Here is a 19,512-nt window from a genome sequence, read left to right on the forward strand (position 1 = left end):
CTCTATTCTTAGTTTTCTCGTGGGATCGGATTTGTTTTTAAGACTCAGGTGTGGCCCCCACCGTCCGGTGGGGGCCACTCGACGTACAGGCGGGTGCCCTGGGAGGGCAGGCGGTTACAGCAGGCCGAGCTTCTCCTCGATGCTCTTGACGATGCCCAGGGCCGCGCCGAAGCTGACGCCGGAGCAGCCCACGCCCACGAGCGGGGTGCCGCCGAGGTGACGGGTGATCATGTAGGCGACGAGGGCGGCGATGACGCCCGACAGGACGGCGATGACGATCGCCATGACCTTCTCGGTCTTCGTCGGTTCCCGGGTGGACGAGTTCGTGGACATCGGCGGCGTTTCCTCTCTGGTCCCCTGCCCCCGCATCCGGACGGTTGGATGCGGGTGGCTGTGCGGAGCGGCTTGATTCGAGGAGACAGCGCCGGCCGGGACGTCTTCCAGCGAAGATCGTTCCGGTATTTTTCTGCGCTCTCGTGAATGACGTTCACCGAGGTCAGCGGCGCATGCGCACGACAGGTGCACAAGATCGACATGACCGCGTATAGGCCACTGAACGCGACATCCAGGTCATCTTGGCCGTCGGAGGTGCTTAACTCTCGGCACGAGTCGTGAAAGGGGCGGCGTACATGGCCACATGGCGGGAGCAGTTAGACCGGGCGCAGGGCTGGAAGGAGTACCGGCAGGCGCTGCGCACCCTGCGGGAGACCGCGGGAATCCCCTTCGACAAACTTCCCGAGCGAAGCCGGGACATAGCCAGGCGCCACCCGCACCTTCGCTCCTACGACAGCACCAACACCTTCAGCCAGCTCCTCGACAAGCGGCTGCCCGACACCCAGCCGGAGTGGCACAAGGTCGAACTCGTCGTACGCATCTGCGCCGAACACCACGGCGTCGAGAACACCACCGCGCTCGTGCAGAAGTGGGCGGACGCCTACCGCCGGTGCGGGGGAGACCCCGGAGAGCGGTTCCCGCCCCGGCCCCACGGTGATTCCGCCCCGGCCGCACCGCTCGCGAGCGTTCCGGACCGGACCGAAGCCCGCTCCGACGAGAGGGAACATCCACCCACTCTCCAGCCTGCACCACCGGACCCGGACCCGGACCCGGACCCCGTCCCCGACGGGCGGCCGCGGCGGCCGTCGAAGCCGGTCCTGGTAACCGCCGCGGCCCTGGTGCTCGTCCTGATGGTCCTCGGCTCGATGAAGCTGGGCTCGCTCTTCACCGACGGCGACAACACCACGCCGCCCTCCGACAAGGCCGCCACCCCCACGCCCACGGGCGGCGTGACCGGCCAGCCCTCCGCGCCGCTCACCTCCTCCGCCTCCCCGAGCACCGGCGGCGCCACGGAGCAGAGCACGCCGACGACCACCTCCCCGCCCGGCTCCTCGGGAGTCGACGCGACCTTCGCCTGGTCCAACGACGGCGGAGGCGGCGGATCGCAGTCCGACATCGTCAAGGTCGCCTCCACCTACCGCAACGGCGAAGACCCCGGCCAGACCTGGGCCTTCAACCGCGGGGACACCCTCGTCGTGCAGTGCCAGGTCACCGGCGGCCGACCCATCGAGGCCGGAACCGCCTACCCCGGCCCCGCCGGAGCCAAGGAACGAGGCCCCCAGGGCATCTGGTACCGGATGACCAGCCCCGTCCAGGCCTGGGCACCGGCCGTGTACGTCGACACCGGCCGCGACTCCCTGCCCGCCTGCTGAACCAGCCGCCGTCCGTACCGCTTCGCCCTCACGATCAGGAGCGTTCCGTGGCACCCGACCCCCAGACCCGTCCCACCGGGCCCCGCCCGCGCAAGACCGCGCTCAAGACGGCGGCGATCACCGCGCTCGTGGTCGCCGCCGCCGGCATCGGCTACCTCGCCGCCCGCCCCGGCCCCACCACGAACGACAAGGCCACCGTCGAGATGGCCACCAACCCCTCCAAGCAGCCCCACCCGGAGATCACCCGCACCACGGGCCTGAGCAAGGTGAAGACCGACACCCCCGGCACACCGGTCAAGATCCGCCCCTGCCCCGGCCCCAATCCCTACGGCACCAACGACTGTCCCGAATCCGCCGTGGCCTACCTCCCCGACGGCGCGTCCGTACAGATGTGGTGCTGGACCGACTCCTACGCACCCAAGGGCTACCCGGCGTCCCATAAGCGCTGGTTCTACGTCATCCAGGCCGAAGGCAGCCCCGAACCCGGCGCGGAGGGCTACATCTACTCCGCGCTCATCCCCGTCACCGAACAGATCCGCACCCCTGTCTGCACCACCCAGCGGCTGCTCGACCTCCACCCCCTGCCCCCGGCACCACCCGACCCCACACCCGAACCGTCCCCCTCCACCACACCCGGGCCGCCCCCCACCCCTACTGCCGCACCGCCGCCGACTACTTCCACCCAGGCTCCGCCGCCGACCACTCCAGCCCCGCCGCCCCCGACCCGCACCCAAACGAGCGAGCCCCCACCTCCGCCTCCGCCGGTCAAGCACACGGTGCGCGAGCAGAGCGGCAGCCACGGCTCCCCGACCTTCGAAAACCCCCACGGAGCCAAAGGCCCCGGCACCCGGATCCCCAAGAACACCTGGGTCGACGTCGAATGCCGCGTCCACGCACCCGAGATCAAAACCGCCAATCCCGACGGCTGGTGGTACCGCATCGCCACCAGCCCCTGGAAGGGCTACTACGCCGTCGCCAACACCTTCATGAACGGAGACACCCCCGGCCAGCAGCCACCCACCAACACCGACTGGAACGTTCCCATCTGCTGACACCACCACCAGCAGACCGCCGATCACGCCCGGCACCGTCCTTGCCGAGCACGGCCTGCGCCACTGACAGGTTCTCGGCAGCCGAACGGCCCGCACCACCTGGTGCGGGCCGTTCGGCCATGGGAAGGGCCGGGGACGGGCAGGGCTATCGGTCGTGGTTCAGGAGTCGTCGGGTCCGGCGCGGACGACGAGGGCGATCAGGACGAGCAGGACGGTGGCGAGCTTGATGACGTCGGCGGCGGGCCAGCCGGCGTTGACGGCGAGGACGAGGACGGCGACGACGGCGTAGGGCCAGGTCTTGCGGGTGGGCTTGGGCGGGCGGGGAACCGGCATAGGAGACACCTCCGAGAACTTGGGCCGTTTGGGTGACTCCAATGTGACGGGGCGTGAGATTGTTCGGTGGGCCGGGCTGTGTCACCGCAGGTGGCGGGCCGGTTTTCGTGGACAACCGCCTGTTGTCCGTAGGCGGAGCGGTGAGGGAGGCGCGGTTATGGCACGACCGTTGAGTGATCTGAAGGGACGTACGGAGCAGGCTGACGACCTGGCCCTGTGGGTACGCAAGGTCACCAACGGGGTTCTGGTGCGGGAGCTGGAGAAGTTGTTTCCCTACTCCAAGACGTCGTGGACCGGGCTGCGCAACGGAACCCGCCTTCCTGACGAGGAGCTCGTGGACGACCTCGTCGACAAGCTGATCCGTGAGCCCCGCCTGCGCGAATCACTCCGCAAGGAAGGGCACACGCTGCGCCGCGCGGCGGAGGAGGCGGAGGAGGACCTGAAAGCCGGCCGCCCCCTCCCCGCCCGGGTCCCCGAGAAGCGTTCGGAAGCCACCACCGCGCTCCTGCGCCTGGACGACGCCCGGCTGCAGCAGCTCGAGGCCATGCGGCGTCTGGCCACGTCCGAGAAACGGTGCGTGCAGTTGGAGGGCATGGTGTCCGTCCTGCAGGACCAGTGCGTCCAGCTGCGTGCCGAACGCGACCGCGCCCGGCAGGAAGCACGGGCAGAGGTCGAACAGCTCCAGCGCGCCCTGGAACGCTCCCAGGAACTCCACCAGCAGGCCGACGCCCAGCTCGCCCACGCCCGCCGCGCGGCCGGCCACGCCTATGAACTGCGCGTGGTGGCCGAGGAGAAGGCCTCGGAGGCCAAGGCTGCGGCCCGCCACGCCCTGGACGACGAACCGGACACCGCCGGCACCCTTCTTCCTCCGGAAGCCCTCGAACCGGTCCTGCCTCCTTTGGACCGCATGGCCGACGCCCTGGACCAGGCTGCCGCCGAGCTTGCCGAACAGGACCAGGAACTCGACGAACTCCGCGAAGACCTCGGCCTGCACCACCGCCCCACGGACACCACCGGGCCTGTTGTCGTCCAGGGGACAGTCGTCGCCCATGTTGCGGCAGTCTCCGAGACGGACGAATCCATTTCCGTGGCCGCTGCGGACCACCGCCTCGCCACCGACGCCCCCGTTACCGCGCAGGACGTCTCCCCGGCGTCGGTCGCGGTTGTCCCGGACAACGCAGCCGGCCGCAAGGACAACGTCCTGACCAGGATCTTCTCCAGCTACAAGCAGCGACCTCCTATCTCCTTGCTGTCCGACACAGACACCCTGAGCGAGCTCAGTCGATCGCTACGGCGTTTGCGCGCCAGAGCAGGACGTGATGTCTGGACCTGGGAGCGGATGGCGCAGGCTGTCTGGGGAGACGCAGAGGCTGCGGAGCGACACGGTGAGATCGATGCGTGGTTTGCCGGCGGGAAACTCCCTCTTCCCCGGTCCGATTTCCTCGTCCTGGTGACCGCTTTGGGGGCGGACGAAGAGGAGCGGGCCGCGTTCCTGGCCGCTCACGAGCGCACTGAGGCCTTCCTCGAAAGTACGGTCCGTCGCTGGCTCGTTATTACGGTATGGGTGCTGGCTGCCCTCTCCGCTTCGGTGACGTCACTTGCCGCGACTGCTGTCAAAATCACGCACTCTGCGGCTCCCAACCCACAGGTCGGAGGGATCGTGATAGCGGGCCTCTTCCTTGTGGTGATCGGGGATGTTCTGGTGTGGATTCTCAGCAAGGAGCCGTTCGTGCGGACCGTGCAGTTCCTTGCGGTCATTCTTGGAACCTGGATCGTGTGCGTTGTGCTGACCTATCTGCTCGGTACTGCCGTCGGCCTGGGTCTTGCCGATGTCATCGGCCTCCTGTGAGACACCACCGGCCCGGCCCCGTCCCCCTTCCGGCACCGCAGTTCCCGGCCGCCCTTCCCGCTGCGGGCTGTGGCCGGTGTCCCCGGGGTGCCGTGTGGGTGGGGTGTCCGGCCCGGATCGCTGTACGCCGTTGTCGGCGATCCGGGCGGGAGACGGGGTCAGTCGCCGATCTTGTTGAGCAGGTGGCTGACCACGGCGCGGGCGGCGCCGGAGACGGCCGCGCCGATCAGGGCGAGGGCGATCTTGATGCGGGACGTGCCGGGACGGCCGGTCCTGCGCTGGTTCATCGGGCCTCCTGGAGCCTTGGGCCCGCCGTCTCGTCCGTGGGGTCCGAGGGTGGGCCTGCTTCACCAACTCGCTTTGTGCGGTGGTGAAATAACCTTTGCGTGTCCGGCCGGTTTCCGACCGTGAGGACGGGGTTGTCCAGGGGCAACACGGCTCACGCGGGGGTTGTCTCCGGGTAAACAGGGGGAGGGCGTATGCCGCCGCGAGGCAGGGTGGGCAGGCCGTGGGGTCCGCTGCAGGGCGAGACCGTGGAGATCAACGAGGTCGCCACGCTGCTGCGGCAGTGGCTCGACAAGGCCGGGATGAACGTCAAAGCGCTCCACGCGGAGCTGACCGAGGACCACTTCCCCCCGGCTGAGGGAACGGATCGGAAAGCCTCCCGGGTTCCCGCTCAGGGCAGACTGTACGACCACCTGTCCGGCCGGATCCTGACCCTGGACATGGCCAGGGCGGTCATCGACGTCACCACCGACGACGCCGCCATGGAACAGGCCCGCCTCGCGCAGGTCGCGGACCTCTTCAAGAAAATCGAGCAGGACCCCACACCGGCGATCGTCCCCGGCGCCGTCTACGGGGAGCTGCAGAAGGCCAGGAAGGGTCTTGCGCGTGCCCAGAGCGAGATCGACACGCTCCGCCGCGCCCAGCGACTGAGTGACCAGGCCAGCCTGGAAGCCCAGGCCATCGCCACCCGGATGTACATCCAGCTCAACGAGATGCGCAACCGCATCGAGACCCTGACCCGCGAGCGCGACCAGCTCAAATCCCAGCTGGCCTCCCAACCCGCCCACCAGGTAGAGCTGAACGCCCTGCAGACGCGTCTCGAGCGTGCCCAGAACAATGAGCAGGCCACCGCCGAGACGCTCAAGCGCGCAGAGGAGGACGGCCGGGAGGCCCGCAGGGTCGCCGACGAAGCGACACGGCTGCTGCTGGAGAAGGAACAGGAGATCATCCGGCTGCGTGAGCAGGCGGCCGAGACGATCACGCTCGAGGACACACCACCGCCGACCGAGCCCCGCCCGGAACCGGAGCCGACACCTGAGCCCCTCGCACACGACGTCGATGTCGATGTCGAGGACACTGCCAAGATCGAGGTCGAGATCGCCCGCGAGCGCCTGGACCACAACCGGGGCGCGATGGTGGACGAGGCCCGCAAGGAGATCGGCCTCATCACCCCCGCGGATGCGAAGCTGATCGAGGGCGAGGTCGTTCCGCAACCCCGCCAGGAGTTGTTCCCCGACAACTCCCACAATCCCCCCACCAGCCAGAACGAGCCGACACCACCTCCGGCAGCCGTCCCCTCCCACGCCCCGGTACACCAGGCCGGCCCTGCGCGACCCCCCACGCCCCGGCGCCGCGAGAGGCGGCCGCCGACCAGCGACCAGCCTCTGACACCTTCGCAGAAGCGGATCACCCTGGCCGTGATCTACGGCGCCGTCGTGCTGTGTTCGTTCAGCGCGAGCGGCGCCCTGCTGGCCCTGCCCCAGATCAGTAACGACCTGGCCCTGACGCCGAACGGCATGCAGTGGGTGATCACCGGTGACCTGGCCGGGCTCGCCGCCGGACTGCTGTGGAGCCGTCCCGCCCAGGCCCGCGCCACCCGCAAACGCCTCTTCTGCCTCGGCGCCCTGGCCCTCATCGCGGGGTGCGTGCTGGCCGTGGCCCCCTGGGGAGCGGGAACGGTCTGGCTGGCAGCCGGCCGCGTCCTGCAAGGACTGGGCCAAGGACTGCTCCTGGCCTCTTTCCTGCCACTGCTGGAGACCGCCTCATACAGCCGTGCAAGAGACACAAGAGGCGAGGGAGAAGGCGTCTGGCAGGGAGAGGCCTTCGGCCGCAAGGTATGGAGCTCCTACGCGACCGCATTCACCGTCGCAGGCCTGGGATCAGGCCTCGCGGCCGGGGCGCTGGCGCAGCACTGGGGCTGGCAGTGGATCTTTTACGGACCTGCCTGGATGGGCGGCGCGTTGTTCGTCGCGGGCTTCTTCTTCCTGCCGACCGACCCCTACCAGCGCGGGCAGACCACTTTCGGCATCGGGTCGTTCACCATCCCCATGCGTCGTACGACGCGGAACGACCTGGAAGCCACCGCCCTGCATCTTGCAGCCCTGCTTGCCTTCCTCTTCGGCACCGGACAGGCCATCACCCGCCCCTGGCACTCGCCGTTCGTCCTCGGCCCGGTACTCATCGGCATCTACCTCGCCCGGATCGCCGGCGCCCCGGGATCCCCCGACGAAGAACGCTACGGCCCCTCCTCATCGTCCTCAGGGAACGTCTCCCAGCGCCTGGTGGTCATCTTCGACGCGCAGGTCCTTTACACCGCCCCCGTCTACCTGGTGCTCTGCCTGCACGACGCGCTGGGCTTCGACGTCTTCACCATCGCGGCACTGATGAGCGCGGTCCTCGTCCCGCAGCCCGCGGCGGGGCGGCTCGCCCGCGGGCTCACTCTCCCGGGCCGTCGGCTGGCCCATGGCGCCGGCCTGCTCTGCGCGGGCGGCGGACTGCTGCTGATGTCCCACACCAGCACGGTGAATGTCGCCTGGACAGATCCTCTGGTGCCCCTGCTCATGGTCGGCGCCGGCTCCATGGCCATCCGCATGGGGCACTCACCGGCCGCGCTGGCCTTCCCTCAGAGTCTCTGGTCAACGGCGTACACAGCAGGAGCCGTAGGGGTGGTGAACGCCGTCCTCCTCCTGGGCTGGCTGATGGCCGACCATCGGCGCAGCAGCGTGGCGGCGACCGATCAGCAGATCTTCGCCCAGGCGTACGGCGGTGTCTTCCTCGCCGCAGCGGTATGCGCGGCCATCGCGGCCCTCCTCATCGCCGTATTTCCCGCAGCCTCGGGAGCCGAGCCGCGGCGATGGCCCGCCTTCGTCGACTTCTTCCTCAACATCACCGGGTCCGTCCTCTATCTGCTGTTCGCTTTGCTCCCGGCATGCATGGCGGCTATCGCCGCCTCCGGTTTCCGGCAAGCTCTGAACACCAGCCCGGAACCGGATCTCAGCTTCCTCATCCTCTACGTCCTGCTGGCCCTCGTCGCCCTCGTCCTGGCCACCTACGTTCTGGTCAGCAGGATCGTGAGGGAACGCGGTGATGCGATGCCCGGGAAGGAGTGGAGCCGCTACACCGACGTGCTGACCCGCACGGCCCGCGTCGGAGCGGTCGCGGGAATCCCCCTGGGTATGTTCGTGAACGCTGCACCCTTGGCAACCACAGGCCTCTGGTTCGCCGACCTGGTCGGCCTGCTCTGACCCATTCCTCCTGCTGCCCTCTTCGGGAGGATGCCGCGGCTGCCGACGGACGTGGCGAGCCGGCTGTTCCTGCGAGAGCGTCTGGGTGGGTGCAGCCGGAAGGGCAGGAGGGGGGCGCCGCGGCCAAGCGGCGACCACCCACCCTGTTTCCTGCTTCGGCCGCCTGCCAAGGCGGCCATCTCGGCCCGTGAGTTGTTGGAGGCGGCAGCAATTCAGGGCGCGCCGGCCCACCTCGTGGACTTGCCACGAGGTGAGTCACGGAGACCAACCATGACGCTTACTGAATGATCACGGCGGGCCAAACCCAGGACATCACACGGGCCAATCTGCTGCCGGCCGGGTGGGAGTTCTGCTCGACCGCGGCCCGCTCGGTCGCGAAGATCAGGTCCCGTAGCGCGGTCCGCAGGCCCTCGACGTGCGTCTCCTTCGCGGCGAGCTGGGTGCGCAGGTGCCCGGCCTCGGCAGCGGCCAGCGCCGCCCGGTGACGCGCCTCGGCGTGCCTGCGGCGTTCGCGCTCCAGCTCCGCCCGCAGCACGGCGACGTCCTCGCCCACTGTCCCGGCCGCCGCCGGCCCCGCGGTCTCGGCGGCCGGTCCGGCGGAGGCCGCATCCTCGGGCGGGGTCGGCGCGTCCAGTCGGAAGCCCGCCGCCAGGAGCGCCTCGACGGGGATCAGCCAGCCGCGCTCCTCGTCCTGCACACATCCGGGCAGTTCGCCGGCCTCGCGGCGGCGGCGGATCGTGGAACGGCTGACCCCGCACGCCGACGCGGCCTCGCCCTGGGACAACAGGGGGCGGGGAGTGGTGCTCATGCGCTCATCCTGCCCGCCCCGGCGGGCCCGCCGGGGCGGGCTCCGTGGTGAGTCCGGTGGTAAGTGCCGTGGCAAGCGCCGGGCCGCGCCCCAGCCGGGTCCGGGCCGTTTTTCCCTCCCACGCGGGTTTTCGATGTTTTCCCTGATCAGGCCCGTCATTCGGGCCGTCATCGGGATGTCATCAGCTGTCATCCGATGACAATCCGATGCAGCCGGATGACGGGTCTGTGCTACCTCGATGACACCCCGGATGACGGGCCCGGGGCGCCCGCCGGCCTTCGGGTACCGGTACTCCCGCGCCCTGGAGTCCGGCCCTGGGCAAGCCGCTTGACAGGCTTGCCCACCGGCGGTGTCCACTGCTGACCGAGGCTTGCCCAGTGACGCCCCGGGCTTGCCCACGGGCCGGGCAAGCCTCCCCGGCAAGCCCCCTCGCCCGCGGCCCGGATCCGAGCCGGGAGGGTTGCACCGGAGGGTGCCCGGAGGGTTGCACATAGAGGCGCACTAGGCGTTGCACCGCAGGTGTGACCGGAGGTGTGAACCCCCGTTTTCCGAGTCCGGGCATCATGCCTGATCAGACCCCGTGGGCAGGCCTGTTCCCCACGACGACACCTCCGACCGTGTGAGGTCTTATAAAAGACCGGTGGCGCTGGGCGCCGGCCGGTCCTCGCACGTTCTGCCCCCGCGGGCCCGTCGGGTTCGGGATCCTCGATGGATGAGCTGCCGCACGGTGACGCGTTCTTCCTCACGAGCCTTGAGCTCCGGACACGGCGTGCGCCCGTGCGGTCTGGCGGTGCCGCGCAGGGCTGATGAGGTGGCGGGCCTTGGAGCCCTGGAATTAGTGCGCCGTGCGGCCCCGCGTGCTCGTGTTCGAGAACGGCACTGGAGAAGGGGCGGGATCCATGGACGTGTTCTGCGGGATCGACTGGGCGGAGGGACACCACGACGTAGCGCTCATCGACGACACCGGCCAGATGCTGGCCAAGTGCCGCATCGGCGACGACCTGGACGGCTACCGCCTGCTGCTGGACCTCCTGGCCGAGTACGGGGACACCGCCGAGGCGCCGATCCCGGTGGCGATCGAGACCAGCCGCGGCATGCTGGTCGCCACGCTGAGGCAAGGGCCTCAGCAGGTCTTCGCGGTCAACCCGATGGCAGCCTCCCGCTACCGCGACCGCCACGGGGTGAGCCGCAAGAAGTCCGACCCAGGCGACGCGCTCGTGCTCGCCAACATCATCCGCACGGACATGCCCATGCACCGGCCGCTGGCCGCCGACACCGAACTGGCCCAAACCGTGGCCGTTCTGGCCCGAGCCCAGCAGGACGCTGTCTGGAGCCGGCAGCAGCTCTGCAACCAGCTTCGTTCCCTGCTGCGTGAGTACTTTCCGGCGTTCCTGGAGGCGTTCAAGGACAAGCAGGGCGGTCTGGCCCGCCCGGACGCCCACCGGATCCTGGCGGTGGCACCGACGCCCGCGCTGGCCGCCAAGCTGCCGCTCTGGCGCCTGACGGCCATGATGAAACGGGCCGGCCGCCGCAGGAACATCGAGGCCGACGCCGAGCGACTGCAGCAGCTCTTCCGCCGCGAAGCCCCGCACCACGTCCCGCTGGTCGAAGACGCGATGGGCAAGCAGGCCGCGGCCCTGCTCCTGCAGCTGGACGCCGCCTGCGAAGCAGTCGCCGATCTCGGCGAAGCCACGGAGGAAGCCTTCCGAGCCCATCCCGACGCCACGATCATGCTGAGCTTCCCCGGCATCGGCTCCCAGATCGGCGCACGGATCCTCGCGGAGATCGGCGACGACCGCACCCGGTTCGCCACCGCCGGAGGACTGAAGGCATATGCGGGCGCGGCCCCCATCACCCGCGCCTCCGGCAAGCGCCACTACGTCGGACGCCGGTTCGTCAAGAACAACCGGCTCAACCACGTCGGCCACCTCTGGGCCTTCGCCTCACTCGGCGGCTCGGCTGGCGCAGACGCCCACTACCGGCGCCGACGGAGCACGGGGGACTGGCACATGCAGGCTCTGAGGCACCTGTTCAACCGCATGCTCGGCCAACTCCATCACTGCCTCTTGGCACGGGTCCCGTTTGATGAAGCGATCGCTTTCCCGGCAGTGCCCCCACTGGTAGGGACAGCCATCGCGTGAAGCAGAACGGGGCAGCTTGTCCCGGGGCGGTGGGGGAGACGATCATTCGGTCATGAGACCCGAAGTGCAGACGTTCGTTGCCGACGGACCGCTTCCCGACTGGGACGCGAGCGAGGAAGACATCGACCGGCGTGAACGCCAGCTGACGGCGATCTCCCGCCCCGTCACGTCCGAAGAGGCAGCCGCCCTGGCCACCTGCTTCGGCCCCGACGACTGCTACGGCGTCGCCTGGACGCTCGTGCACCTGATCGAGACGGCCCCCAATCCGGTGCCACCGTGGGAGGATCCGGGTCCCGAAGCTGGCGACTGGGCAGAGGTTCTGCGCGGCCGATGGGGCGGCGGACCCCCTGCCGCTTGACGGCTTAACTACATGAGGTGTCTTTCTCCGCGACAGTCGGAGGAAGAGGCCAGGTGCTCACGGGCCGGGTGGGCGGCGCTCCGCCCTCCGTGGTGAGTAGAGCCGACCCCGCTCACCATCAGGGCCCGTGGTGAGCGCCATCTGTGAGCCTCACAGACCGTTTTCCCAGGTGGAAGCGCATCTGTGTGACTGTGAGGGACTTTCCACGAGGCCCGGCGCCGGGGCCGCGGCTGTCCTCTGAGAGGTGATCTTGACTGATTGCCAAATGATCTTGACTGCCATTGCGGGCCGTTCGCACCGGGCACGCCGACCAGGCGTGCCTGGGTCGACGCGCCGGGCGAGGCTGGCGTCAGGTCTTGCTCGACACCACGTGCACGTTGTCGAGATGGAGGCGCAGCGCCCCGTCGGTCGGACAGCGCAGGCCGACCGACAGGCGGCAGACCCGGCCGTCCGCGGCAAGGGCAAAAGCGACCGCCATCTGAAACACGTCGTGGTCGGCGGGGCATGCCGGGTCCGCCGATTCGTGGAAGTCCTCGCGCGGCCAGGGCAGTGGGGAAACGGACGGCGCGAGCTCCCAGGCGGATTCCTCTGCATGGACCTCCCCGTCCACTATGCCGGCCGGCAGACAGCAGCCCACGCAGAAGCACTCGTCTCCGGCCACTTCGAACTGGTCCCAGTCGCACCATCTGCAGACGAAGGTCGTGATCACAACCTGCCCGAGCGGCTCCCGGAGGACAGTCCGGCCCAGCAATGACAACAGGCCGTCGTCTTCCGCCATCGCCTCGCCCGCCGATCCGGTACCCCACACGCCTCCGCCTGCCATGACAGTGATCCTTGCACGACCAGGGACGGACAGCCCCACGCGCCAGGCCTCTCTGCCACCAGTCAAGATCACGCGGCAATCGGTCAAGGTCGCGTGTCAGAGGACAGTGGCCGGGGCGGACAGGGTCCGCTCAGCCCGTGCCGATATGGCGTGCACGGATCAGGCCCTGTGCCCAGATGCGCTCTGGGGCGCAGTACCACCGGGCCGCCTCAACTTCACCCCCACCCGGCGTCGTGCGTTTTGCCAGGTCCCGGTCCCCGCTCTGTCTCGGCCCCGGTCCGAAAGAGACCGCCAGTCGTGCACGCCCCTGCCGCGAAGAGGGCCGGACGGCATCCGGTCCGGCGGGCGGAACGAACACCCGTGCCATCGCGCGGGACGACCCCCCCAGGCACGTCCTGCGCCCCAGACCGGGCGTAGGCCTGACCGCGGCCCGACTTTTCAGGGGCGCGCGGCGGTGAAAGTGCGCCGTGCGGTGCCCGCGAACTCCGCACGATCATCGAAGAGCTTGACGCCTTCATGGGACCGCCCGCCCCAGCTACAGACCGCCAAAGATAAAGAACAAGCTTAGGAAGTGGCGGCCGAGGTGCGTGTCGCCGCCGGGGTCGTTATCCCTGCTCCTCGACATCGGTCACTTTGGCGGTGAGCTTGACGCCTTTGCTGGTAGTGGAGACGACAGTCTCCCTGAAGGTAAGGGAGGTTTGGTCGGACAGCTCCATTGTCTGGATGACGGCTCCGTCCCGCAGCGTCCGCTGTTTCTCTAGTTGGTCGGCTATCGGCATCTCCACGGCAGGCACCCGCTCACGCCGCCTCGGCCACGCCCGTCACAGCGGCCATGACGTCCTCGTGGCTCTTCGGCGCCATCCTGGCCTCGACCAGCTCAGGGCCCCGCTCAGGCTTGGCCCAGTACGGGTGCGTGGACACCGCGACCGACAGCTTCCGCACGAGATCCCACAGTCGCTTTTCCTCGGCGGCCTGCTCCGGGGTGTAGCCGGGGGACGCCTCACGCCCGCCGGTCACCTCCCCGGTATGCGGATGCACAGCGCCGGTCCAGTCCTGCAGGGGCTCCACCGACCACGGCAGGGCACGGCACAGCGCCTGGTACTCGGCGCGGGCTTGATGAAGCCGGGCCTGGAGGCTCTTCAAGTCCTCGGGGAAGCCGTACGGGTCCTTCTTCGCAGTGCCGTTGTCGCTCACATCAGAAACGTACCTCTGTTCGATTTCTGGAAGCCAGCCGCCACGCACCATCAGACCGCGTGACCACCCTCCAGCGAACTTGAACCAGTCGCCCGACGACACTCCGCCTGCGGGCCGGACAGGCGGCATGTGGCCGCCTCTCGGCCCCCACGCCCCCGCCCCCTCGGGGTCCAGATGCGGCGCGCACGGGGTCCCCGCGGGTCAGTCCGTGGACGATCACGGCGAGGGCGCCCACCGAGAGGTGGGCGGTGGGGTGGCCGTGGCTCCGTGCGGCGCACTCCACGGCGAGAGAAAGACGCCGGCGTCCGGCCACGCCTGCGTCATGTGGACCTCGCGCAATGGGTCGGTGAGGTCGGGGAAGCGTCCCTTGCGGCGGGCTCGCCGACCGGTGGGCGACGGCCGCAGCGGAGCAGTCGACGCAGGATGCCGGTCAGCCCGGCGTACGGTTGCGCTGCTACCCGGACCTGCGCCAGCAGCTCACCGCGGCCGCCGTGGTCGGCCCGACCATGGAGCCCGACCACGGCCCGGCCCTGACGGTCCGGGCAGCCCGCTGCCGGGCGGACCGGGACCGGGGCCTGCGCACCGCGACTGACGCGCTGAACAACCCCGGCCGAACGGCCAGCGGGCGCCCCCACGGCCGGGCGTGGGCGGCGGCGGTGCCGTTCGCGGGCACGTTTCGAAAGCCTTCGAAAGGCTGTCGGGCCGGCGGGCCGCCCCGCGAGACTCCTCGGTACTGGGGCAGGCCGCGACCGGTTCGCGGCCGGAAGGCATCGGGCCCTGGTGACCCACGTATGTCAGGAGCACATCAGTGATGAGGAGAGCGTTCTCCCGACGGCCGGGCCGGATCGGCCGGCGCCGGCTGACGACCACGGCGCTGGCGGGGACGGCCCTCCTCCTCGCCGTCACCGGCTACGTAAGCACCGGGGCACCGGCGGGCGAGGACGGAGCCGCGGCACCAGCGGGGACCGTCGCCGCCACCACCGCCGCTGGGCGGAGCCTGCTGCACGACGCGGAACAGGAGCTCCAGCGCCGGTGCATGACGGCGGCCGGGTTCCGGTACTGGGCCAAGCCCGAGAACCCACTGCCCGAGGCGCGCGACTTCCCGTACGTCGTCGACGACGCGCAGTGGGCCAGGCAGTACGGCTACGGCAGCGTCCTCGAACCGCGAGTCGAGGCGCTCCGCCGCCAGGACCCGAACCGGGTGCACCTCGCCGGCCTGCCCCTGGAACGCCGCCACGCCGCCGTGACCGCCCTCAACGGCACCACCGACGGGCAGGAACTGCGCGCCGAACTGCCCGGCGGCGCGGTCGTGGGACACAACGGCAACGGCTGCCGGGTGACGGCCTGGCGCGCCCTGTACGCAGACGTCGCCGGCTGGTACGCGGCGAACACCCTCGTCGGCAACCTGGGCGGCATCAGGCGGCAGCGGGTCGCCGCCGAACCCGAGTTCGCCGCAGCCGTACGGGCCTGGTCGGCGTGCATGCGCGAACACGGCTTCCCGTACCGGACCCCGCGCGAGGCCAGGGACGCCTTCCTCGGCGGGAAGGGCGCTCCCGACAGGGCCCGTGAGACGCGCGTGGCCGTCCGGGAGGCGCAGTGCGCACACGACAGCGGCCTGGCGGCCGTCGCCCAGCGCCTCGACCACCACCACGACCGGGAACTCCGTCGTGAGCACCGCACCGCCGTGGAGCGGGTGGAGCGGCTCCGGGCCGCCGCCCTGCCGCGGGCGCGTGCCGTACTGGGCCGCTGACCGGCGGTCCGCCACCCCATGGCCCCCGCGCGCACCAGCGCGGGTCGCTCACCCCTGCACCGACAGCCGACATCACACGAGGAGAGTCCATGTCCAAGAACCGCATCACCCACCTCATGGCCACCGCGCTGGCCGCGGCCACGATCGGCCTGTTCCCGGCAGCGGCGCACGCCGAGACCGCGCCGACGGCCGGCACCGCGGTGGCGGCCGGCACCACCACCGCGGCGGCCGACGGCTACCTGTACGCGTGGGAGCACTCGTGGAAGGGCGGGCGACAGGCCACCTGGGCCGACTACAGCGACAACTGGGCCGACCGGAACATGCGCAACCAGGCGTCGTCGGTGCACAACAACGGCTTCGCCGGCGCCTACGAAGACGTGCGGCTCTTCTGGCACACCGACCAGAGCGGGGCCTGGTACTGCCTGGGCAACGGCAGCTACCTGATGGACATGCGCTACGACCGCTTCCCGTACAACGGAAACGGCGGCGGCGAGCCGCTGAACGACAACATCTCGTCGCACGACTGGGTCAACGCCTGCTGATCACCCCCACCGCACACCGGGCCCGACCGCTCACCGGCCCGACCCCCTGCCCCCGCCGCCCGCGCGGCGGGGGTTCCGGTCGTTCTCCCCCACTATCCGGCCAACGCCCTTCCGGAAAGAAGCCGTTCCCCTAGGCTCCCAGCCGACCGGGAACGACCAGTCACCCAGGGGACCCACCGGGGGATGGCCATGCCCAAGGAACCGACCGTGCTCATCGGCCCCACGGAAGACCTGCGACTGTCGGTCAGCAGGCTCCCAGGCACGACGCTCTTCTCCGTCATCGCCGACACCTTCGGCCACGCCTCCTACGGGATGCCACCAAAGTGGCGGCGCGTCATCCGCGACACGGCACCTCCCGCGGCCGCGGCGACCATGCAAGCACTGCTCACCTCCAGCCATCCTTGGGCACCCGATTCGCTCGCCCTGACGTCGGGCGTCGGCACCGGGGGCGGAACGGGCACCGCAACCTCGATCACCGACGAGCTGGACCGCATCGAGCCGGACACCCTGCTCGGTGAGGTGGAGCACCGGTTCGGCAGCGCCGTCCCCGCGCCGTGGCAGCACGTGGCCGAACGACCGGGGGAGTTCCTCGACACCTACCGGACCCTCACGCGCGCCGTCTGGGACGCCTTCGCCCCGCTGTGGCACCAGGCGGACGCACTGCTGGGCCGCGAAGTGGAACGCATCGGGGTCGCCTCCGTCACCGGCGCGCTCGACACGGTCATCAACGACCTCGGCGCCCCCGTCCGGTACGCCGACGGCCGGCTCCACCTGCCGCACCCGTGCCCGCAGCACGCCACCGGACCGGGGCGGCGCCGGTTCGTCCTCGTCCCGCTGGTGTCCGGGTTCGGCGCCTGCACATACAGCGCGGAGGACCCGGACCTGATCTGGGTCGGCTACCCACTCCCGGGGCTGGGCCGACTCGCGCACCGGTCCACCGAACCGCACCCCCCGCCCGCGCAGGACCGCCTCGACCTCGTACTGGGACCGGTCCGTGCCGCCCTCCTGCGCCACGCGCGCCGGCGACCGTCCGTGTCGGAAGCCGCGAGTCTCGCCCACATCACCGTCAGCACCGCCACCTACCACTGCGACCGGCTCGCCCGCTCGGGCCTGCTGCGGCGCCTGCGCCACGGCCGGGAGATCCGCCTGTGCCTCACGGATGACGGTGCGGCTCTGCTCGACCTGCTGGCATGAGCCTCATCGGCGGGTCGCGCGGTCCAGTTCGGGGAGCACCGAGTGGTAGGGACGGCCCGTGAAGTGGTGCATGCCGAGCTCGCACATGCGGTTCGCCGAAAGGTACGCCTCGAACGTCCGGGCCGTCACCTCCGCCGCCTCCCGGGCCGTTGTCGACGGTCAGTGAAACTGCGCAGCCATGAGGCTGCTGAGCTGGGGTTTTGCAGGTCGACTGAGCGAGTCGTAGCTGTGCTGACTGACTGAATCTGCGCAGAATCCGAGGCGCGCGGACGTGCGACCTGCGAAGACTCCAGCTTGGGATACGGCTGCGCAGATCCTCTGATTTTCGAGCAGTTGAACCAACCCGCGACACCAGAGCCCATCAGGTACCAGACGCTTCGACAGATCAGCCCTCACGGCCGCCATCATGTCGCTCGAACGTCAAGTCGCGCGGCACAGCCCTCTATGCCTTAATCGATGCGGCCGATCTGGCGGCCTGCTCGATCTTCGCGTAGTAGGCGTCGCGGGCTTCCTCATCGGTCTGCATCTCGTGTTCGGGCCGCATCCCGGTTCGGCCATCGACGTTTTCGCGAAGGATGTCGGCGTGCCCGGCATGCCGGTTGGTCTCGCCGAGAACGTGGACCATGATGGCGAACAGATTCGTGTGGGAATGAGGCTCCGGCCACCACGGCACGTGGCCGGGGGCGTCGAGGGGAAGCTCGTCGATCGTCGCGTCCGAGTGTTCCCACGCGCGCCGGTAGGAATCGACGATCTGATCGCGGGTCTCGTCCTCAGCCGCCCACAGATCGCTGCCGTCGTGATCCTGCCACCGGGGCAGCGGTTCCGGGGAAGGACGGTCGAAGACCTCACCAAAGTACCTGGCCTCGACGCCGGCCACGTGTTTGACCAGGCCGAGGAGGTTGGTCCCGGTGACCGTCAAAGGTCGGCGGACATCGTATTCGGACAGGCCCTCGAGCTTCCAGAGCAGCGCCTTGCGGTCCCGCCGCAGTCTCCCGTGCAGGTTGTTCTTCGCGAATTCATCGATCATGCGGCATCAGCCTGCCATGGGCCGCTCGTGGTCTCAAGATCCCTTACGTGGTCCGCAACGACTGGCAGAGCCGAGGCCCGGCTATGACCACCGCGCCCTGAGCAGCTACGAGAAGCTCGCGAAACTTGCCACGTGAGACAACCTCTAATTCTTGGGTGGCTGTTTTGTTTTTTCTGTTTTTACATGCTGCATCACTTCCAACGTGCCCTCACTAACCCTCACGGGAATCCTCTTGGCCGGCACCCGAAACCCATGCCATGATCCCCGTATGACGATCGTTCGAAAGGTTCATGCCGCGTAGGCGGCCTGGCGTGCTTCGCGCGCTGAACACGACACCTCGTCACATGTATCGTGTCGTGCACCTTTGGAGGCATGTTCCTCCCGCGATGCCTCGGCCGGTTCGTGTCCGTGGCCTATCCAGTCGCACGGTGGCCGCGGTCCATCGTGCGGAGTTCCGTGACCTTGACAAAGGCTTGTTGCCTGGTGACACCTGGGCCGCGTTGAGCTGTTACCGGTCTTTCCTGGCCCGTCCGGGCCGTTACCTGTATCTGACCGCGACTGTGTGCGGCTGTTACGAGTGTGGCTTGAAGGAAGATGTGGCCATGGCGCGAGATCTTCTCGAGCTGGTCCTGGCCCGCCTTTCTCCCCGCCCGCGTCGGGAACTGGCAGCCCTGGTAGCAGTTCTGGATGATCAGCTGTATCGCAGAACCCTCCCCGACCCTCTTGCTCACCGCAGGCCGTGGAGTCCAGGCGAACACTGGTGGCACTGGAGGCTCTACGACGAATCCCACCACCTCTAACCCTTCTGGTCCCTGTAGCCGGCCAGGCCCGCGAAGCGGGCCCAGGGGGCCCTGAAGGCGAAGCCGTGAGGGCCCCCAGAGGGTGAGGAGCGCAGCGGACACGCTCTCTGGGGGTGCGCAGCACCCCCAGCTCCGATCCGGGAGCGCAGCGAACGGGGCGTCACCTTCGGTGTCCAGCAAGGAAGGTCACTAGGCCGCGCTGCGGCCGGCTTCCCCTTCCCCGGAGCGCAGCGAAGGGGAAACGCCCACGCTGCGCGCGGGCCAAGGGAGCGCAGCGACCGCCCCACCTTCAGCCTGGAGCGCAGCGGAAGGCCGAACCCCCGAAGGGGGAGCCCTCGCGCAGCGAGGGCAGCGGGAGCGCAGCGAGCGCTTCGCTCACCCATCGCGCAGCGATGGGTTACCCGC

18 protein-coding genes and 1 pseudogene are annotated in these 19,512 nt (G+C 69.5%); 10 read left to right on the forward strand and 9 right to left on the reverse strand.

Going from position 1 to position 19,512, the window contains the following annotated elements; translation table 11 throughout:
* Positions 1 to 114: 114 nt before the first annotated feature.
* A complete protein-coding gene (locus tag ACWGSR_RS36690; RefSeq protein WP_376245700.1) occupies positions 115 to 333 on the reverse strand; it encodes a hypothetical protein in 219 nt (72 codons plus the stop codon).
* Positions 334 to 629: 296 nt separating this feature from the next.
* Here ACWGSR_RS36690 and ACWGSR_RS36695 point away from each other — a divergent pair, with 296 nt between their 5' ends.
* On the forward strand, positions 630 to 1,706 hold the full coding sequence (locus ACWGSR_RS36695; protein ID WP_453573580.1) for a hypothetical protein: 1,077 nt from the start codon (positions 630 to 632) through the stop codon (positions 1,704 to 1,706).
* 47 nt (positions 1,707 to 1,753) lie between these two features.
* Positions 1,754 to 2,758, forward strand: coding sequence for a hypothetical protein (locus ACWGSR_RS36700; protein WP_453573583.1), 1,005 nt, complete (start codon positions 1,754 to 1,756; stop codon positions 2,756 to 2,758).
* 159 nt (positions 2,759 to 2,917) lie between these two features.
* Here ACWGSR_RS36700 and ACWGSR_RS36705 read toward each other — a convergent pair whose 3' ends face one another.
* Positions 2,918 to 3,091 (reverse strand): hypothetical protein, encoded by a 174-nt coding sequence (locus tag ACWGSR_RS36705; RefSeq protein WP_376245691.1) that lies wholly within the window; start codon positions 3,089 to 3,091, stop codon positions 2,918 to 2,920.
* A gap of 169 nt (positions 3,092 to 3,260) precedes the next feature.
* Here ACWGSR_RS36705 and ACWGSR_RS36710 point away from each other — a divergent pair, with 169 nt between their 5' ends.
* Positions 3,261 to 4,940, forward strand: a complete 1,680-nt coding sequence (locus ACWGSR_RS36710) for a hypothetical protein (RefSeq protein WP_453573588.1) — start codon at positions 3,261 to 3,263, stop codon at positions 4,938 to 4,940.
* 158 nt (positions 4,941 to 5,098) lie between these two features.
* Here ACWGSR_RS36710 and ACWGSR_RS36715 read toward each other — a convergent pair whose 3' ends face one another.
* Positions 5,099 to 5,227 carry a hypothetical protein gene (locus ACWGSR_RS36715; RefSeq protein WP_376245686.1) on the reverse strand — a complete coding sequence of 43 codons (129 nt, stop codon included), beginning with the start codon at positions 5,225 to 5,227 and terminating at the stop codon, positions 5,099 to 5,101.
* 246 nt (positions 5,228 to 5,473) lie between these two features.
* On the opposite strand from ACWGSR_RS36715, the gene ACWGSR_RS36720 reads away from it, so the two are divergent.
* Complete coding sequence (locus ACWGSR_RS36720; protein WP_453573591.1) at positions 5,474 to 8,470, forward strand: MFS transporter; 2,997 nt, start codon at positions 5,474 to 5,476, stop codon at positions 8,468 to 8,470.
* Positions 8,471 to 8,747: 277 nt separating this feature from the next.
* Here the strand turns inward: ACWGSR_RS36720 and ACWGSR_RS36725 are convergent, their stop codons facing one another.
* Positions 8,748 to 9,278 (reverse strand): helix-turn-helix transcriptional regulator, encoded by a 531-nt coding sequence (locus ACWGSR_RS36725; RefSeq protein WP_453573594.1) that lies wholly within the window; start codon positions 9,276 to 9,278, stop codon positions 8,748 to 8,750.
* A gap of 899 nt (positions 9,279 to 10,177) precedes the next feature.
* On the opposite strand from ACWGSR_RS36725, the gene ACWGSR_RS36730 reads away from it, so the two are divergent.
* Entirely contained in the window at positions 10,178 to 11,419 is a 1,242-nt protein-coding gene (locus ACWGSR_RS36730; RefSeq protein WP_453573597.1) for an IS110 family transposase, read from the forward strand.
* A gap of 52 nt (positions 11,420 to 11,471) precedes the next feature.
* On the forward strand, positions 11,472 to 11,777 hold the full coding sequence (locus tag ACWGSR_RS36735; protein WP_453573600.1) for a hypothetical protein: 306 nt from the start codon (positions 11,472 to 11,474) through the stop codon (positions 11,775 to 11,777).
* 349 nt (positions 11,778 to 12,126) lie between these two features.
* On the opposite strand, the gene ACWGSR_RS36740 is transcribed toward ACWGSR_RS36735, so the two are convergent.
* From ACWGSR_RS36740 to ACWGSR_RS36750, 3 genes are all read right to left on the reverse strand, one after another.
* The gene (locus ACWGSR_RS36740; RefSeq protein WP_453573603.1) at positions 12,127 to 12,600 is read right to left on the reverse strand and encodes a hypothetical protein; all 474 of its coding nucleotides are present in this window, start codon (positions 12,598 to 12,600) and stop codon (positions 12,127 to 12,129) included.
* A gap of 605 nt (positions 12,601 to 13,205) precedes the next feature.
* Positions 13,206 to 13,385: a hypothetical protein gene (locus ACWGSR_RS36745; protein ID WP_453573606.1), complete on the reverse strand. Its 180-nt coding sequence runs from the start codon at positions 13,383 to 13,385 to the stop codon at positions 13,206 to 13,208.
* A 13-nt stretch (positions 13,386 to 13,398) separates the two neighbouring features.
* Positions 13,399 to 13,794: a hypothetical protein gene (locus tag ACWGSR_RS36750; protein WP_453573609.1), complete on the reverse strand. Its 396-nt coding sequence runs from the start codon at positions 13,792 to 13,794 to the stop codon at positions 13,399 to 13,401.
* Positions 13,795 to 14,219: 425 nt separating this feature from the next.
* Here ACWGSR_RS36750 and ACWGSR_RS36755 point away from each other — a divergent pair.
* From ACWGSR_RS36755 to ACWGSR_RS36770, 4 genes and pseudogenes are all read left to right on the forward strand, one after another.
* Positions 14,220 to 14,606 (forward strand): annotated as a pseudogene (locus ACWGSR_RS36755) (hypothetical protein); the annotation flags it as partial.
* Positions 14,606 to 15,544, forward strand: coding sequence for a hypothetical protein (locus ACWGSR_RS36760; RefSeq protein WP_453573611.1), 939 nt, complete (start codon positions 14,606 to 14,608; stop codon positions 15,542 to 15,544). The pseudogene ACWGSR_RS36755 and the gene ACWGSR_RS36760, both read left to right, overlap by 1 nt.
* An 89-nt stretch (positions 15,545 to 15,633) precedes the next feature.
* Complete coding sequence (locus tag ACWGSR_RS36765) at positions 15,634 to 16,086, forward strand: hypothetical protein (protein WP_376245666.1); 453 nt, start codon at positions 15,634 to 15,636, stop codon at positions 16,084 to 16,086.
* Positions 16,087 to 16,275: 189 nt separating this feature from the next.
* Positions 16,276 to 17,280: a hypothetical protein gene (locus ACWGSR_RS36770; RefSeq protein ID WP_453573614.1), complete on the forward strand. Its 1,005-nt coding sequence runs from the start codon at positions 16,276 to 16,278 to the stop codon at positions 17,278 to 17,280.
* A gap of 3 nt (positions 17,281 to 17,283) precedes the next feature.
* Here the strand turns inward: ACWGSR_RS36770 and ACWGSR_RS36775 are convergent, their stop codons facing one another.
* Complete coding sequence (locus ACWGSR_RS36775; protein WP_453573616.1) at positions 17,284 to 17,409, reverse strand: hypothetical protein; 126 nt, start codon at positions 17,407 to 17,409, stop codon at positions 17,284 to 17,286.
* Between the two features lie 313 nt (positions 17,410 to 17,722).
* Positions 17,723 to 18,307 (reverse strand): DinB family protein, encoded by a 585-nt coding sequence (locus ACWGSR_RS36780; protein ID WP_453573619.1) that lies wholly within the window; start codon positions 18,305 to 18,307, stop codon positions 17,723 to 17,725.
* Positions 18,308 to 19,512: the final 1,205 nt, after the last annotated feature.

It is taken from the genome of Streptomyces sp. NPDC055632, from assembly GCF_053618675.1.